Genomic DNA, 15,267 nt, shown 5'->3' with positions numbered 1-15,267 from the left:
GGGCCGCGAAGTCGAAAAAATGTCCAAGTCCAAGTACAATGTGGTCAACCCCGACGACATTTGCAACGAATACGGTGCCGATACCTTGCGTTTGTATGAAATGTTCTTGGGTCCGCTCGAACAAGCCAAACCTTGGAATACGGCCGGTATTACTGGGGTGTACGGTTTCTTGAAGAAATTGTGGCGTTTGTATTTTGATGATAACGGGTTGGTCGTAATTAATGACGAACCCACTGCGGAGATGTACAAAACTTTACATAAAACGATCAAGAAAGTGACTGAAGATATTGAGCACTTCTCCTTCAACACTTCGGTGTCGCAGTTTATGATTTGTGTGAATGAATTGGCCCAACACAAATGCCGTCACCGAGCGATTCTCGAACCCTTAGCGGTTTTGATTTCGCCCTATGCCCCACATATTGCCGAAGAACTTTGGAGTCAGTTGGGCCATGAAGGTTCGATTGCTACGGCAGCTTTCCCAGCGTTTGAAGCTAAATATTTGGTAGAAAGCGAGAAAGAATACCCCGTTTCGTTCAATGGGAAAATGCGCTTTACCATCAAATTGCCGCTAGACCTAACAGCCGCTCAAATCGAAGCCATCGTTATGGCCGACGAACGCACCCAACAGCAATTGCAAGGCCGCACGCCCAATAAAGTGATTATTGTACCGGGGAAGATTATTAATTTGGTAGGGTAGTTTGATGATTTGAGAATTTGAGAATTTGATGATTTGACAATTTGAAGACCTGCCTGCCGGCAGGCAGGTTTGAAGATGGGTGTTCTAGTACAGCTCCTGCGCGAATCCCTTCCTGCTACTAAAGCCTAACGACTAACGTCTAATGACTATCTATTCAAAGATTGTACAGCTTTAGCCTGACTAAAAAAGTTAATTTATTTGCAACAAAAAGTTAAAGGTCAAGGGAAATTAAGCGCAAGCATTTATTTTTGGTCAAAACACTAAAGCAATGAAATCATTAGTTTCAATTTTAGCTATTTTAACCCCTTTCGTAATGGGGGCGCAAAAAGTTGCCACCGATTCGGTTACCAAAAAAGTGGTTGCCGATTTTTATGTGGGTACTTCATTTAATGCCAATCAATCTTTGAATTTGAATCAAAAACTACGCAATGCAAATTTACCCGAAATGCGCGAAGTAACTCCTGAGTTGACCTTTGGGTTGAATGTGCTGGGCGAAAAGTATTCTGGTGATTTGGAGTTTGGGACCTCCTTTTTGGAGAATGAAAAAGGCAATAATACCCTAAAATATTTAGGTTTCAACGGACGCTTCCGGTTTCATTATAACCTTATTAACCAACCTAAAGTTACTTTGGCAACCGGATTAGCTTTGGCCTACCAATCCAATCGGTACGATTTGTTTAGCAATACCAATAGCACCGATTTAAATAATTTAACGTCCAACCTCAATAGTGCGCATGTTAATTTAGAAAACCGCATGTTGTATGCCGGGCCCTCTGTAATGCTTTATTTATTAAAAAAATCGTATATCAAAATCCGACTCAATGTTGGCTATGAATTTGGATTAACTTCAGGAAAATACCGCTCAGAATTTGCAAGTATAACCAATAACATCAAAGAAAATGGGAACAACCGATTGGTGTTTGGTATTTCCTTCCTTTAATGCCACTTTGTCAGCGTTTGTAGTTTTGGTCTTGAATTTGTAATAATTAGCTTAAAATTCTAAAAAATGGGATCAGGTTATTTGATTTTAGCCCTTTTAATCATGGGCGCCAGTTGGTTAGTGGGTGCTACTCTTAAAAATAAGTTTGCCCATTACTCCAAATTATATTTGCAAAATGGGCTAAGCGGTAAAGAAATTGCCGAACAAATGCTCCACGACCACGGGATTACGGATGTAAGGGTTATTTCTACTCCAGGCATGTTAACCGATCACTACAATCCGCTTGATAAAACCGTAAATTTGAGTGAAGGGGTCTACCATCAACGCAATGCCGCTGCGGCTGCCGTAGCCGCTCATGAGTGTGGACACGCGGTGCAACATGCCAAAGGATACCACTGGTTAACCCTGCGTTCGCAGTTGGTGCCGATTGTTTCGTTTGCTTCCAATATCATTCAATGGGTTTTGCTCGCTGGAATTTTACTGATTAAAATTTTTCCTTCATTGTTGTTTATTGGGATTGTTTTGTTTGCTACAACGACTTTATTTTCGATTATTACCCTCCCCGTAGAGTACGATGCGAGTAACCGAGCCTTAGCTTGGTTGCGCAATCAAAATAAGGTTAATCAAGCCGAATATGCCGGTGCAGCCGATGCTTTGAAATGGGCTGCTCGAACCTATGTGGTTGCCGCAATTGGATCGATTGCCACCTTATTGTACTATGTGTCTATTTTTATGGGCAATCGCGATCGGGAGTGATGAGCTAAAGTGTCAACCGGCATGCCGGCATGCAGGTGAGTCAATTGGTTGGACTGCCAGTAGGAAGGGGCGTTAATTTGATGATTTGAATTTTGCAGTTTTTTTGCTAGTATAACTTGCAGTTTTTTTAGATCAACAGATTGGGGCTTTTTATTTTTGCGAAACAGAAAATGTGATAAGTAGAATAAATAATGCACCCCAAGCTACACCATGAATGAGAATGCATTTGGCATAATTTCCTTTGCCAAATAATTGCTTAACCAAATGTGCCATAAAATAAACCAAACTAATGGGGATAAATAAATACATTAGTGCAATTCCCATGTTGGGGTTGTCTTGGTCTCCTGGAAAAACTTCAAAACAAATTCCAGCGGTTAAGAAATAAACGATATAAAACCCGAGGGCAAAATTTTCTTTTGTCAATTTTGATAGCATTTCCAATCCAATTTAAATCCTATTCCACTGCAATTTTATCGGGATTATAGCCCAAATAGGGGAGTGTAGTCTCTTTAAAAATAACTCCGTAGTCTTCCAATTCGGCAAGTATCGGTTCATATACTTCTTTACGAATGGGCAATTGAACACCTGGGGTCGTAATTTTACCGTTCAAAATTTGTAAAGTGGCCATCGCTACGGGTAAACCTACTGTTTTTGCCATCGCCGTGTAGGTTTGGTCATCGCCAATACATACCATCTTGGAATCGATTTGCACTTCTTTTCCATTTAAGGAGTACCCAAACTTATGATACATGACAATCATATCTTTGTCCTCTGGAGCAAGGGCCCATTTTTCATTTAAAATATGCTCGAGGATTTGCGCCGGAGTCGCATTTGGAAGTCCGATTTTCTTTTTCCCATTAAACAAATCCAATTCGAGCAGCTTATCCCAAATTACATCATCTTGCTCAATGCCTAATTGTAAACGCATTTTAATTTCAACAGAATCGGTGGGGTGATAGGGAAGAAAGGAATTCACATAATCGCGGTAACTCATATTTTCTGAGTTTTCCATATAATAGCTGTCATCGGTCATGCCCAATTGCACAAAAACATTCCATGCTCTTGAATACCCCACACGGCGAATAGTTCCTCGATACAATGTTAACACGTCATCCAAGCCATACACGCTGCGGTATTTCAAAGAATCGCGGTTGGCATAGGCCTCAAATTTTCCATATCCTTCGACATGCAAAAATTCAGTTCTACGAAACAATCGGTTATAGGGAATGTATTTGTATTTGCCTTCTTGAATAAATTTAGCGGCTCCACCTTGTCCCGCCAAAACCACGTTGCGTGGCGCCCAAGTAAATTTATAATTCCAAAGATTATTGTCTGATTCAGGTGCTACTAACCCCCCACAAAATGATTCAAACAAGAGCATTTTACCGCCTTTATCTCGAATTTCATCAATCACTTTCATCGCACTCATGTGATCAATGCCGGGGTCGAGCCCAATTTCATTCATGAAAATTAAGTGGTTGGCTTTGGCCTCAGCATCCAAGGCTTGCATGGCATCCGAAATATAGGATGCGGTGACCATATGTTTTTTAAATTGGATACAATCTTTCGCAATTTCAATGTGCATATGAGCCGGAAGCATTGAAATAACAATATCGGCTTTGGCTATTACGGATTGTCGTTGCGCGGTATTGTGAATATCTAATTGAATTGCCGTTGCATTCGGATGTTGAGCTGTTTTACGTTGCGCCAATTCCAACGACAAATCGCCAATCGTAATGTGGAGCTGTTGCTCGTTAGATTTCTCCAACAAGTAGTGGATTAATGAGGAGGCCGATCGCCCCGCTCCAATGATTAATACATTTCTCATTTGGTTGGTTTGTTGGGACAAATGTATAAAAAGCCCCACGGATAACCCAAAAAACCGAATCAAATACCCGACTTTCCTTATTCTAAGTCGTTCTCTAATTGTTCCAGTTCTTGTTTTGCTTCTTGTTTTGCTTCTACTTTTTGTTGTTCAAACGCTTGATCTGTAGCGACTTCATCTTCTACTAGGAAGGTTTTACCTAAAACACCCAGTATACACACATAAACTACTATAAACAAACGTTTAGGCCATTTGCGTTGATCGGGTGCCGATTTTAAAAACGCAAGTACAATAAATACTAATGCAGGGATGAGCACCACAAAAGCTAAGGTGTCAAGGGGTAATACCGAGAAAACCACGCTTAATACCGAAAATAGATAGGCTAAAAATAAAAAGGTCGTTCTCATCTTACAATCCCGATGCTGAAGTCAATTTTAATTCTCCCGTTCCAACCGGAATGCTAAATTTCATCAAAGCCGGAACTTGATATTCATCGGCGGTAAGCCAAATCAAATTCTTGTCTTTTCCGCGAAGCGCATCTGTTTTAGCGCCTATTGATAATTTATGACAGGATTTCGAACCCAAATTTCCGGCGGAAATCGTTTCTTTCCCCATGTATTTTAATGAAACCGGAATTTGTTTTTCGTCAAATACAATTGTAAATGCTTTGGTTTGTCCCGTTTTCATTTGTGATAAATCCAACTGCCGTACTTTGTATAAAAGCGTTATGGCATCAACCGTATTTGCCCCAATAGTAAATGTACGCACCGTTTCGGGTTTGTTGCGTTTTTTGGCGGTACTTGTAACCGAAGTGCCTTTGAAAACATACTTTTCTTTTTTAGTATACCCGCCTTCATCAATACTCCTTTTGTATAAATTGGGTTTTAAAGAGCCTGGAGTAACATAGGTTTCATACAAGTCACGGATTTTAAAAAATTTATCCCATTTGCTAAAGGTGGTTAATTCACAACTTAAATGCAAATATTGATTTTTGGAAGTACTAACATTTTCTGTACTCATGGTAACTTGAGCCAAATGGGTCATCAATCCACTCATGTTGTAAGAACCCGCGTATACCAATTTTTCACCAGCTGGGATGGGTTTACTACTACCTCGATTAAAGGAACAAAGAATAAGGACAATGCCTAGAAAAATAAAAATCTTTTTCATGACTAAAATTTGATTGCAAATATAAAAATTTAAAAAACACGATTCCCGAGAAAGAAATATCAAAATGACTTGGGAATTCCAGTTAATAACCGATAAATTTGTGAATTATTGTTGATATTATGGATAAAAAAATACTATCTACTGCTGGTTTTCTTGGTATGACTGCAATTCTATTAGGCGCTTTTGGAGCCCATGCGTTAAAAGAAGTACTCGATACCGAGGCTTTAGCAACCTTTGAAACAGGAGTGAAATACCAAATGTATCATGCGTTGTTGCTTTTGTTTTTAGGAAGTAATACCTCAATTTCTTTCCAATTGAAAATATGGGTTTATCGATTGGTCCTGATTGGTGTGGTTTTGTTTTCGGGTTCGATTTACCTTCTGGCTACCAAGAGTTTAAGTGGTATGGAGGCAAAGTTTGTTGGGCCACTTACTCCTGTAGGCGGGAGTTTGTTAATTGGAGCGTGGGGCATTTTAATGGTTCATTTTTTAAAGAAAAAAGCATAAAATTTGGGCCAACTACAACGATGTAATAATTAATTTTTACCTTTGTATCAAATTTTAATAAACACAACAAACGAATATTCTATGGATAACCATACCCCATTTACGAAAACGATTTCGTTAGAAAAGTACGGAATAACAAATGTAGCGGAAATCGTTTACAATCCTTCTTATGAGCAGTTGTATAATGAAGCGTTGAATTCGGAACTGTCGGGCTATGAAAAAGGACAATTATCGGAGTTGGGTGCCGTCAACGTAATGACTGGTGAATTTACCGGGCGTTCCCCAAAAGATAAATATATTGTAAAAGATAGTGTAACCGAAAACACCATTTGGTGGAATTCTGATAAAGCGGCCAATGATAATAAGCCGATTTCTACGACCACTTGGAATGCGTTGAAAGAAACAACAGTACGTCAATTATCGGGTAAGCGACTTTTTGTAGTTGATGCTTTTTGCGGCGCTAATGAAAATACCCGATTAAAAGTGCGCTTTATTATGGAAGTTGCTTGGCAAGCGCATTTTGTAAAAAACATGTTTATTCGCCCTACGGATGCAGAATTGGAGCAATTCGGAGAACCCGATTTTATTGTTATGAATGGTTCCAAAACATCGTTTAAAGATTATGCAGCCCACGGCTTAAATTCAGAGGTTTATATCGCCTTTAATTTAACCGAGAAAATGCAATTGATTGGCGGTACTTGGTATGGTGGTGAAATGAAAAAGGGAATGTTTGCAATGATGAACTACTATTTGCCTTTACAAGGAATGGCCTCAATGCATTGTTCTGCCAATAAAGGAAAAGATGGTGATGTTGCCGTTTTCTTTGGTTTGTCTGGAACTGGAAAAACTACCTTGTCTACTGATCCTAAACGCGAATTGATTGGTGATGACGAACACGGTTGGGATAACGACGGTGTGTTTAATTTTGAAGGTGGTTGTTATGCAAAAACAATCGATTTGAGTAAAGAAAATGAACCGGATATTTATGCGGCAATCAAGCGTGATGCTTTATTGGAAAATGTAACCTTAGATGCAGCTGGGAAAATTGATTTTTCAGATGGTTCTGTAACCCAAAACACGCGGGTGTCCTATCCGATTTATCATATCCATAATATTGTAAAGCCGGTTTCAAAAGCTGGACATGCAACCAAAGTAATCTTTTTAACTGCTGATGCATTTGGTGTAATGCCTCCAGTATCAAAATTGACACCCGAACAAACCAAATACTATTTCTTATCAGGATTTACCGCAAAATTAGCAGGAACTGAACGCGGTGTAACGCAACCAGAACCAACATTTTCGGCCTGTTTTGGAAAGGCGTTTTTAACGTTACATCCTACCAAATATGGTGAAGAGTTGGTGAAAAAAATGGAAGCACACAACGCAACAGCCTATATGGTGAATACCGGTTGGAACGGTACTGGGAAACGTATTTCTATTAAAGACACACGTGCGATTATTGATGCGATTTTAGACGGTTCGATTGAACATGCCGCTACCAAATCAATCCCAGTGTTTAATTTTACAGTGCCAACGGCATTACCCAATGTAAATCCTGCAATTTTAGATCCACGAGCTACGTACGAAAATGCAGCCGACTGGGAAGCGAAAGCTACAGATTTGGCCGGGCGATTTATTAAAAACTTTGTACAGTATACCGACAATGAAGAGGGGCAACGCCTTGTAAATGCCGGTCCGCAATTATAAAACAAACCAAATTATAATAACTAACCCAATCCAGGAGTCCGACAGCAATGTCGGGCTTTTTTATATGAAAAAGCCCGAACATTAAGTTCAGGCTATACTACTATTAATTTTAGATTGCAAATTGTAAATCACGGTTCACCGCTTATTTTCCTTTATTAGCCTCTGTAACATATTTTTCCAAGGCCATTGTCATGGAAGGTGTTTCGGGTGTAGGCGCTAAAATGTCAATGCGCAACCCGTGTTCCATAGCTTCTTTTTGGGTTGTACTTCCAAAAACAGCAATACGGGTATTGTTTTGCTTGAAATCGGGGAAATTTTTGAACAAGGATTTAATTCCGGTCGGACTGAAAAAAGCCAGAATATCGTAATATACATCGGCTAAATCAGATAAGTCACTCATCACCGTTTTGTAAAACGTTCCGGCTGTCCATTGCAATTTCAAATTGTTTAGCGTTTGCGGGATGTCGGCATTCAATTGATCTGAAGAAGGAAGTAAGAACTTCTCTTCTTTGAATTTTTTGAACAATGAGGCCATATCAGCAAAATCTTTTTGACCTACATAAATTTTTCTTTTGCGGTAAACCACATATTTTTGAAGGTAAAAGGCAATAGCTTCCGATTGACAAAAGTAGCGCAAATCTTCAGGGACTTTATACCGCATTTCTTCCGCCACTCTAAAAAAATGGTCGATTGCATTTTTGCTCGTTAGAATAATTGCAGTAAAGTTGTTAAGATCGATTTTTTGAGCTCTGACATCTTTTGCACTTACTCCTTCCACGTGAATAAAAGGGCGAAAATCAACCTTCAATTTATGCTTATGCATCAAATCGTGATACGGTGAATTTTCTACTTTTGGTTCGGGTTGGGACACCAAAATGGTTCTCACTTTTAAACTAGACATCGTTTACTCTAATTTTTTGTAATCAAATAATAGATGAAATAATAGGGCGTTATTTCGAGTGCGCAAAGATACAAAATAAAATAAAACAACTTGGAAATTACTAAATTTTGATGATTACTCAAGGAAATTAAATAAGTTAGCAAGTTTATCAGCAATAAAATAGAAATAATCACAATAATAAGCAAATTTGTTGCATAATTGCTATAATACATTAGTGCTGAAATAGGGAATAATAGGACTCCAATGTAGGTTCTAAAGTTAACTTTTTGTAAATTAAACTCATCGATAAGTTCTTCAATACCAAAAGTTACCGCGATTATTTTTTCAATTAGAAATTTAGAAAGAATAAATACCATGAGTCCGGTAAAGATTCGCGTAAACAACATCCAATCGTTTTTAGATCCGTGTTGGAAATGAGCTAGTAGCATTTGAATAAAAAATGATAATGCAACAAGGTTTACGAGAAATACTAAAATGTTGAATCCGCTCCATAAATGGGAACTATCGCGGTAAATTTTTGTGTATTTATCAGAAACCAGTAGTCGGATATAATCGTTAAAACGCGTTTCAAAAACCGTGCGTGCAATCACTAGTAAAGTGAGTGCCACAACAAAAATGATGGTGGCCCAATCTTTACTTTCTATGATTCTCGGATTGAATTCAATTAGTAACATCTTCTGCAAAAATACTAATTTTTATTTCCTACTGTATTATGAAATTATTAGGAAGAACGCATTTAATTTTGACTATTTTTGCAAAAATGTATTTTCCTCATGAATTGCGGTATTGTCATCATTCCGACGTATAATGAAATAGAGAATATCGAACCGATTATTCGAGCAGTTTTTTCATTAGAAAAACCTTTTCACTTACTTATTGTAGATGATAACTCACCTGATAAAACCGCAGATAAAGTTCGTGAATTACAGCAGGAATATGCGGGGCGGTTATTTTTAGAAGTTCGCACTAAAAAAGCGGGATTAGGTACGGCTTATGTGCATGGGTTTAAGTGGGCATTACAACAGCATTACGACTATATTTTTGAAATGGATGCCGATTTTTCTCATAATCCCAATGATTTGATCCGTTTGCACGATGCCATTTTAAAAGGTGCCGATTTGACTATTGGTTCTCGTTATGTTACGGGGGTTAATGTGGTCAATTGGCCGTTAAGTCGCGTTTTGCTTTCGTATTTTGCCTCGGTCTATGTTCGCTTGATTACCGGAATGAAAATCATGGACACAACAGCAGGTTATGTGTGTTACCGTCGTTCTGTTTTGGAGGCGATTAACTTAGATGCGCTTAAATTTGTAGGATATGCTTTTCAGATTGAAATGAAATACCGCGCATGGGCTAAACACTTTAAATTGGAGGAGGTCCCTGTTATTTTTACCGACCGGACCAAAGGACAATCAAAAATGAGTGGTTCTATTATTAAAGAAGCGGTTTTTGGAGTACTCTCCCTTCGAATTAAAAAATTATTCAACCGATTATAAAATGAATACGATTCTCATTAAACAGGCCAAAATTGTAAATGAAGGTTTGATTACTGAAGGCGATGTCCTGGTTAAGGATGGATTTATTGCCCAAATAGGAACCAATTTAATCGTTGATGGCGCGCAAATTATCGATGCAAAAGGCAATTATTTGTTGCCTGGAGTTATTGATGATCAGGTGCATTTTCGAGATCCAGGTCTTACTCACAAAGGCGATATAGAATCAGAAAGTAGAGCTGCAGTAGCCGGTGGAGTAACATCGTATATCGATCAGCCCAATACGGTTCCCCATGCGGTTACTCAAGAACTATTAGCTCAAAAATACCAAAATGCGGCAGGTCGTTCGTTTGCCAATTATTCTTTTATGATGGGCGGTACGAATGATAATTTGGAGGAAATTCTAAAAACAAATCCCAGAGATGTAGCAGGGTTGAAATTATTTTTAGGCTCGTCAACCGGAGATATGCTTGTGGATAGTTCGGCAGCTATTGAATCGATTTTCACGCATACTCCCTTATTAATTGCGGTACATTGTGAAGATGAAACTACAGTAAAAAATAATTTGGCCCACTATAAATCTCAATTCGGTGATGACATTCCGGTTGCCTACCATCCGGTTATTCGAAGTGAAGAAGCCTGCTATTTGTCTTCCTCAAAAACGGTAGCTTTAGCCAAAAAAACGGGTGCACGTTTGCATGTCTTTCATATTTCAACGGCAAAGGAGTTGGCTTTATTTGATAATTCGATCCCACTAGCGGAAAAGAAAATTACAGCCGAAGTTTGTATCCACCATTTGTGGTTTACAGATGAAGACTATGCTTCAAAAAGGAACTTTATTAAATGGAATCCAGCGGTAAAGACCGCCGCTGATCGCGAAGCGCTTTGGAAAGCAGTTCTGGATGATACAATCGATGTAATTGCTACCGATCACGCGCCCCACACCTTAGCTGAAAAAGAACAGGTGTATACAAAAGCCCCATCAGGAGGACCATTAGTGCAACATTCTTTAGTGGTCATGTTGGAGGCTGTTCGCGAAGGCAGAATTTCATTAGAAAAGGTAGTCCAAAAAATGGCGCATAACCCAGCGCAATTATTTCAGATTGAGAAACGGGGGTTTATAAGAGAAGGGTATCATGCCGATTTGGTCTTGGTTGATTGCAATTCGACTTGGACTGTTGATGCTTCCAATATTTTATATAAATGCGGATGGTCGCCATTGGAAGGAACAGAATTTCATTCTCAAATCACCCATACCCTTGTCAATGGTATTTTAGTTTATGAAAATGGAAAAGTTCATGAGCTGCGCGCGGGCCAACGGTTATTGTTTAATCGAAACGAATAGCGTATGAAAAGTAGTTTAGTTTTTATTTTAGGGATATTCGTTTTGGTCAGTTGTAAAAACAAGGTCCTTGATGAACCTGCCCATCCTATAGAAAAAGAAACCATGGTCAATATTTTATATGATTTGGCTGTTTTAGAGGCTGCACGAAGTCAGGCTTATGCGTCACAAGTTAATTATCCAACTGCAATAGCATTTGTTAAAGAAAAATATAAAATAGACAGTTTAACATTAGCTGAAAATACAAAGTATTATGCTTCTGACATGAAGGAGTTCAAAAAAATGTATGATGAAGTGAAGGAGCGTCTTGCCAAGGATCGTGAAGCAATGGGCGAATCATTAAATAGCTCGGGATATTCTAATATGCCTACTGAAGAAGGTGTCGTAAAATAGCTTAATAGGTTGCAATGATCGATTGGATATAGGTATCGATCGATTCAAATTCATAAGAAAGCGCATTTTTTATTTTTGTATTGGCTATTTGGTCTTTATTATACAACGATTGTATACCTACCCGTGTAATCTTTCTTTTCGTTCGCAAAAGAATTGAACACAATTGATCCAAACGCCAGTAGGCAAGCAGCATCCATTTCTTCGCATTGAATTGCGGTGGCTTTCTGTGAAACGCATTAGCAATGGTTGAAATAATGTCTTCGAAAGTTCGATTTTCGGCAACTACTATAAACCGTTCCCCGTGAATTGACGACTCCATCAAAGCGCACATTATTTTCACAACATCCCAAACCCCTACATAGCCAGTAATTCCATTGGTGTAAAAAGGCATTCCTCTTTTGATACGATGTACAAAAGCACTACTTCCTTGCTTAGAATTTCGATTTTTTACATAGGGTCCGAGTATGATTCCGGGATTTACAATAACCACTTGTAGTCCCTCTTGCTGTCCGCGCCAAACCTCCATTTCTGCACCATATTTTGACAGGGCATAATCACTATGATGTAAATCGGGGTTCCAACCGCAGGTTTCATCAATTTGGGATTGCCCGGGACTTAATGTTCCTAGAGCTGCAATTGAACTTACATGGCACAATTTTACTACGTTCTTGTCAATGCAAAAGTTGACGATATTGGCAGTTCCTTCAATGTTGGTTTTTCGAAGTAGGTTTTCATCGTTAGGGTCAAATGAAATTTGTCCCGCACAATGGTAGACTTTTGTAATGTCTTGAAAGGCAATTTCTAGGGAAGGGATATCTAAAATATCAGCATTTACCCACGAAATAGCAGCAAACAATTCTATTTTTCCATAACTGGCAAAAAGCGATTTTACCCCTTCTATTTGGGATTCATCTCTATAGATTGCTCGTACAGGCAGGTTGGCATTTTCTGCTAAATGCAATACCAAATGCGAACCAACTAATCCTGTACTACCCGTAACTAAAATCATAATTCAAAGGTACGTCTTATCCTTGAATTTTAATAGAAAAACCAATGTACAAAACGGGATCGTTTTGAATTTGCTTTAGGGGATTTGAAAAAGAAAGTTTAAAAAAATAAAATTGAAGTTCAAAAACGGTGAGTTAAGGTTATTTTAACGCACCGTTATTGATCATTCTCCGATATTAAAATGTGAAATCGAGGAGAGATTAAGGTGATATACCATTAGAATTTAACGTTCTAAACGTATGATTGTACCTCGGTCATCCATAAGCGACATTATAGCGCTGTTGTCTACATTTATTCCGTTAATAAAATAGCATTTTTCAAAACCATCGGCATCCATTTCTTTAAGAAAACGATCCGTCGGGTCGTCGGAAGGTGTACCGCTACAGGTTGTACAAATTTCATAGAAAGAACTGCTAACGAGAGTACCATTACTATAGGTGTTTTTCACTCCATTGTTTAAATATTCATACGTGTCTGCAGGCGATCCTTCAAGATGCCAAGTGCCTAAAATTTCTTGATTGAGATTGGTTGTTTGTGCTGTTGTGCTTTTGGACGCACTAAACAAAGGATTCATTTTCGTATAGGCAAGCGCTAAACTTAATCCAAGTAAGGCTACTAATGGAATTATAATTTTTTTTGATTTCATAGTGTTAACAGTTTAATTTCAGTATTGATAGATTAAAGGTATTCATTCGAATTTGCCGATTATTGGCATTAACAAAGCTATTTACTCGGTTTGTAACCGCATTTACTTCGGCATTTTCAACATCAAGTGTATCGAGGATTTTTGTTTTAAAATACCATAAACCACTTAAAACAGCATGCAATTGGTTAGGATCGGCCAAGTCATTGGGGTGGGTATATGGTACTGTAATGTTGTTGGCCGCTAAATAATTAAGGTAATTGGTGTAGTTGTTTTTGAACGTAAGTTGAAAAATACCCCTTCCGCGGTACAACCAACCATCGCCACTATTTTGGTCACCATTTCCCATTCTACAACAATACACAAAATTAGCAAGCAGTTGTGGATTGTTGATGTAATTATAAGGCGGTGTTAAATTTGGGTTTGAAGTTGAAAACTTAGTAGGCCATGTGCGAACCAGCGAAGCGGCAGTCGTATAATTCAAATTTTCTTGACTATCCAACAGTGCAATTCCTCCAGTTTCGCCCTTTACTTGCGCTAAAAAATGCGCTAATTTTTTTTCAGAATCAATTCCAAATTTTGAGCCGTATTGTTTGAGCTGATTGTAAAACGTTGCAATTGTTTCTGCTGAAGCGTTGGGGAAAATCTCATGTAATTTAGCCGCAGTGAGACAATCGAATGGGTTTTTCTTTGGAGGAAGAATTCCAATAATTCCCGCGGGATTGCAGGGATCATCAGCCATTCTGCAGCTGGGCGAAATCGTATAGGTAATTACAACAGAATAGGTGTATCCTGGATAGGTTCCATTACCACAAAACGAACTGCTGTAATCGTCCCAATTGGGATAGCTTCGGCCACAAGAACATTGGTAACTAATGCTTACTCCAGTATTACAGCCATTATCTCCACCTCCGCCACTAGGATCGCCTGCGGCAGGATAAGTACTTCCGTTGCCATTTCCGGGGTCTGGCAGTTGTATTCCGCCACCCGATTCGGGAGGTGTAGGCTGGTCGCCAATTGTAACGCTAACTTCTTCGCAAGGGGTTTCAATTGTAGACAAGTCCGAAGCGGTAACTTCCCCTTTAAATTCTTGAAAGGGTTTTAAATTGGCGTTAAATTGTGTAGCAAATTCTTCATTCATTTCATATTTCATTAAGGTTACTTCGAGTTCACCTGCTTTGTCGGTGAGAATTAGATTATGAAATGTTTGCGCATTGTCTAAGGGGTGATTAATTACCTTAAACGTATAGTTTTTTACTCCAATGGAATCAATTATAGCAAGAATTGAGCTAAAATCAATTGCTCCGCTACTGGTTCGCGCTGTGGCTTCCGTTATGTCAAAGAGCTGTATTGTTGATCCTTTTCGGTTTAAAGTGCTTAAAAGTTTTTGTGTAATACTTTGGGCCGCGGCTCCGGTTAGGGTTTGGATGCGTTGTTCACCATGGTGATGCGCATCATTTGGATTGTGAAATTCGTTTTCGAGTTGGCAGCTAAATCCAATAGCGGCTAAAAGTAGCAACGCGGTTACTACATACAATTTACTTCGCTTCATTGTGTTTGAATTAGGTTGATAAAAAAATGAGATGGCGTTTAAGAAGGGCTTTTCATGAGGGAAGTGTACTGTTTTTTACTGTTTCATAGGCCTACAATTTAAAGTGTAAAATTATCCATTGTTGTTGGCTTATGGGTATGCAAAAAGTGTATGATTTGTTAAATAATTGTCAACCATTTTTTCTCCGCTTTAAAAACGGGTTAACTAGCCCTGATCGAAGCAAAAATCCTGTCGGCGGGAGGTTGGGTTTTCCGACTGCCGGCAGATTTAGCGTAGAGCAGGAGGATACGTGTTGCAAACCCTAGGGCTGCTGCTCCAAATCAATAATTCGTGT

Annotated in this window: 17 protein-coding genes; 8 read left to right on the top strand and 9 right to left on the bottom strand. The window is 38.8% G+C overall.

Annotated elements, in window-relative coordinates:
* The 3 genes from Q0039_RS03950 to Q0039_RS03940 all read left to right on the top strand — a co-directional run.
* Positions 1 to 697 (top strand): class I tRNA ligase family protein (locus Q0039_RS03950; protein ID WP_297509381.1); only part of this gene is annotated, 697 nt, incomplete at its 5' end.
* A 268-nt stretch (positions 698 to 965) separates the two neighbouring features.
* Complete coding sequence (locus Q0039_RS03945) at positions 966 to 1,637, top strand: hypothetical protein (protein ID WP_297509378.1); 672 nt, start codon at positions 966 to 968, stop codon at positions 1,635 to 1,637.
* A gap of 66 nt (positions 1,638 to 1,703) precedes the next feature.
* Positions 1,704 to 2,393 carry a zinc metallopeptidase gene (locus Q0039_RS03940; protein WP_297509375.1) on the top strand — a complete coding sequence of 230 codons (690 nt, stop codon included), beginning with the start codon at positions 1,704 to 1,706 and terminating at the stop codon, positions 2,391 to 2,393.
* Between the two features lie 150 nt (positions 2,394 to 2,543).
* Here the strand turns inward: Q0039_RS03940 and Q0039_RS03935 are convergent, their stop codons facing one another.
* From Q0039_RS03935 to Q0039_RS03920, 4 genes are all read right to left on the bottom strand, one after another.
* Positions 2,544 to 2,828: a hypothetical protein gene (locus Q0039_RS03935; RefSeq protein ID WP_297509372.1), complete on the bottom strand. Its 285-nt coding sequence runs from the start codon at positions 2,826 to 2,828 to the stop codon at positions 2,544 to 2,546.
* A 19-nt stretch (positions 2,829 to 2,847) separates the two neighbouring features.
* The gene (locus tag Q0039_RS03930; RefSeq protein ID WP_297509369.1) at positions 2,848 to 4,221 is read right to left on the bottom strand and encodes a saccharopine dehydrogenase C-terminal domain-containing protein; all 1,374 of its coding nucleotides are present in this window, start codon (positions 4,219 to 4,221) and stop codon (positions 2,848 to 2,850) included.
* A 77-nt stretch (positions 4,222 to 4,298) separates the two neighbouring features.
* Positions 4,299 to 4,625: a hypothetical protein gene (locus Q0039_RS03925; protein WP_297509366.1), complete on the bottom strand. Its 327-nt coding sequence runs from the start codon at positions 4,623 to 4,625 to the stop codon at positions 4,299 to 4,301.
* Between the two features lies 1 nt (position 4,626).
* On the bottom strand, positions 4,627 to 5,388 hold the full coding sequence (locus tag Q0039_RS03920; protein ID WP_297509363.1) for a DUF3108 domain-containing protein: 762 nt from the start codon (positions 5,386 to 5,388) through the stop codon (positions 4,627 to 4,629).
* A 119-nt stretch (positions 5,389 to 5,507) separates the two neighbouring features.
* Between Q0039_RS03920 and Q0039_RS03915 the strand changes: the two genes are divergently transcribed.
* Both Q0039_RS03915 and pckA read left to right on the top strand, forming a co-directional pair.
* Positions 5,508 to 5,894 (top strand): DUF423 domain-containing protein, encoded by a 387-nt coding sequence (locus Q0039_RS03915; RefSeq protein WP_297509360.1) that lies wholly within the window; start codon positions 5,508 to 5,510, stop codon positions 5,892 to 5,894.
* A gap of 81 nt (positions 5,895 to 5,975) precedes the next feature.
* Complete coding sequence (pckA, locus tag Q0039_RS03910; protein ID WP_297509358.1) at positions 5,976 to 7,601, top strand: phosphoenolpyruvate carboxykinase (ATP); 1,626 nt, start codon at positions 5,976 to 5,978, stop codon at positions 7,599 to 7,601.
* Positions 7,602 to 7,743: 142 nt separating this feature from the next.
* On the opposite strand, the gene Q0039_RS03905 is transcribed toward pckA, so the two are convergent.
* Both Q0039_RS03905 and Q0039_RS03900 read right to left on the bottom strand, forming a co-directional pair.
* Positions 7,744 to 8,502 carry a uroporphyrinogen-III synthase gene (locus Q0039_RS03905; RefSeq protein WP_297509356.1) on the bottom strand — a complete coding sequence of 253 codons (759 nt, stop codon included), beginning with the start codon at positions 8,500 to 8,502 and terminating at the stop codon, positions 7,744 to 7,746.
* A gap of 8 nt (positions 8,503 to 8,510) precedes the next feature.
* The gene (locus Q0039_RS03900; RefSeq protein ID WP_297509383.1) at positions 8,511 to 9,176 is read right to left on the bottom strand and encodes a DUF4271 domain-containing protein; all 666 of its coding nucleotides are present in this window, start codon (positions 9,174 to 9,176) and stop codon (positions 8,511 to 8,513) included.
* Positions 9,177 to 9,275: 99 nt separating this feature from the next.
* Between Q0039_RS03900 and Q0039_RS03895 the strand changes: the two genes are divergently transcribed.
* The 3 genes from Q0039_RS03895 to Q0039_RS03885 are packed head-to-tail and all read left to right on the top strand — an operon-like array spanning position 9,276 to position 11,730.
* A complete protein-coding gene (locus tag Q0039_RS03895) occupies positions 9,276 to 9,998 on the top strand; it encodes a polyprenol monophosphomannose synthase (protein WP_297509354.1) in 723 nt (240 codons plus the stop codon).
* 1 nt (position 9,999) lies between these two features.
* Positions 10,000 to 11,340, top strand: coding sequence for a dihydroorotase (locus Q0039_RS03890; protein ID WP_297509352.1), 1,341 nt, complete (start codon positions 10,000 to 10,002; stop codon positions 11,338 to 11,340).
* A 3-nt stretch (positions 11,341 to 11,343) separates the two neighbouring features.
* On the top strand, positions 11,344 to 11,730 hold the full coding sequence (locus Q0039_RS03885; protein WP_297509349.1) for a DUF4296 domain-containing protein: 387 nt from the start codon (positions 11,344 to 11,346) through the stop codon (positions 11,728 to 11,730).
* 1 nt (position 11,731) lies between these two features.
* Here the strand turns inward: Q0039_RS03885 and Q0039_RS03880 are convergent, their stop codons facing one another.
* The 3 genes from Q0039_RS03880 to Q0039_RS03870 form a co-directional block, all read right to left on the bottom strand.
* Positions 11,732 to 12,739: an NAD-dependent epimerase/dehydratase family protein gene (locus Q0039_RS03880; RefSeq protein WP_297509348.1), complete on the bottom strand. Its 1,008-nt coding sequence runs from the start codon at positions 12,737 to 12,739 to the stop codon at positions 11,732 to 11,734.
* A 222-nt stretch (positions 12,740 to 12,961) separates the two neighbouring features.
* A complete protein-coding gene (locus Q0039_RS03875; protein WP_297509347.1) occupies positions 12,962 to 13,384 on the bottom strand; it encodes a hypothetical protein in 423 nt (140 codons plus the stop codon).
* A gap of 4 nt (positions 13,385 to 13,388) precedes the next feature.
* The gene (locus tag Q0039_RS03870) at positions 13,389 to 14,933 is read right to left on the bottom strand and encodes a hypothetical protein (protein ID WP_297509346.1); all 1,545 of its coding nucleotides are present in this window, start codon (positions 14,931 to 14,933) and stop codon (positions 13,389 to 13,391) included.
* Positions 14,934 to 15,267 lie beyond the last annotated feature (334 nt).

The organism is Flavobacterium sp. (assembly GCF_027484945.1).
Taxonomy (GTDB): domain Bacteria; phylum Bacteroidota; class Bacteroidia; order Flavobacteriales; family Flavobacteriaceae; genus Flavobacterium.
The sequence above is the reverse complement of the archived record's forward strand: the minus strand, read 5'-3'. Positions and strand labels throughout refer to the sequence as shown.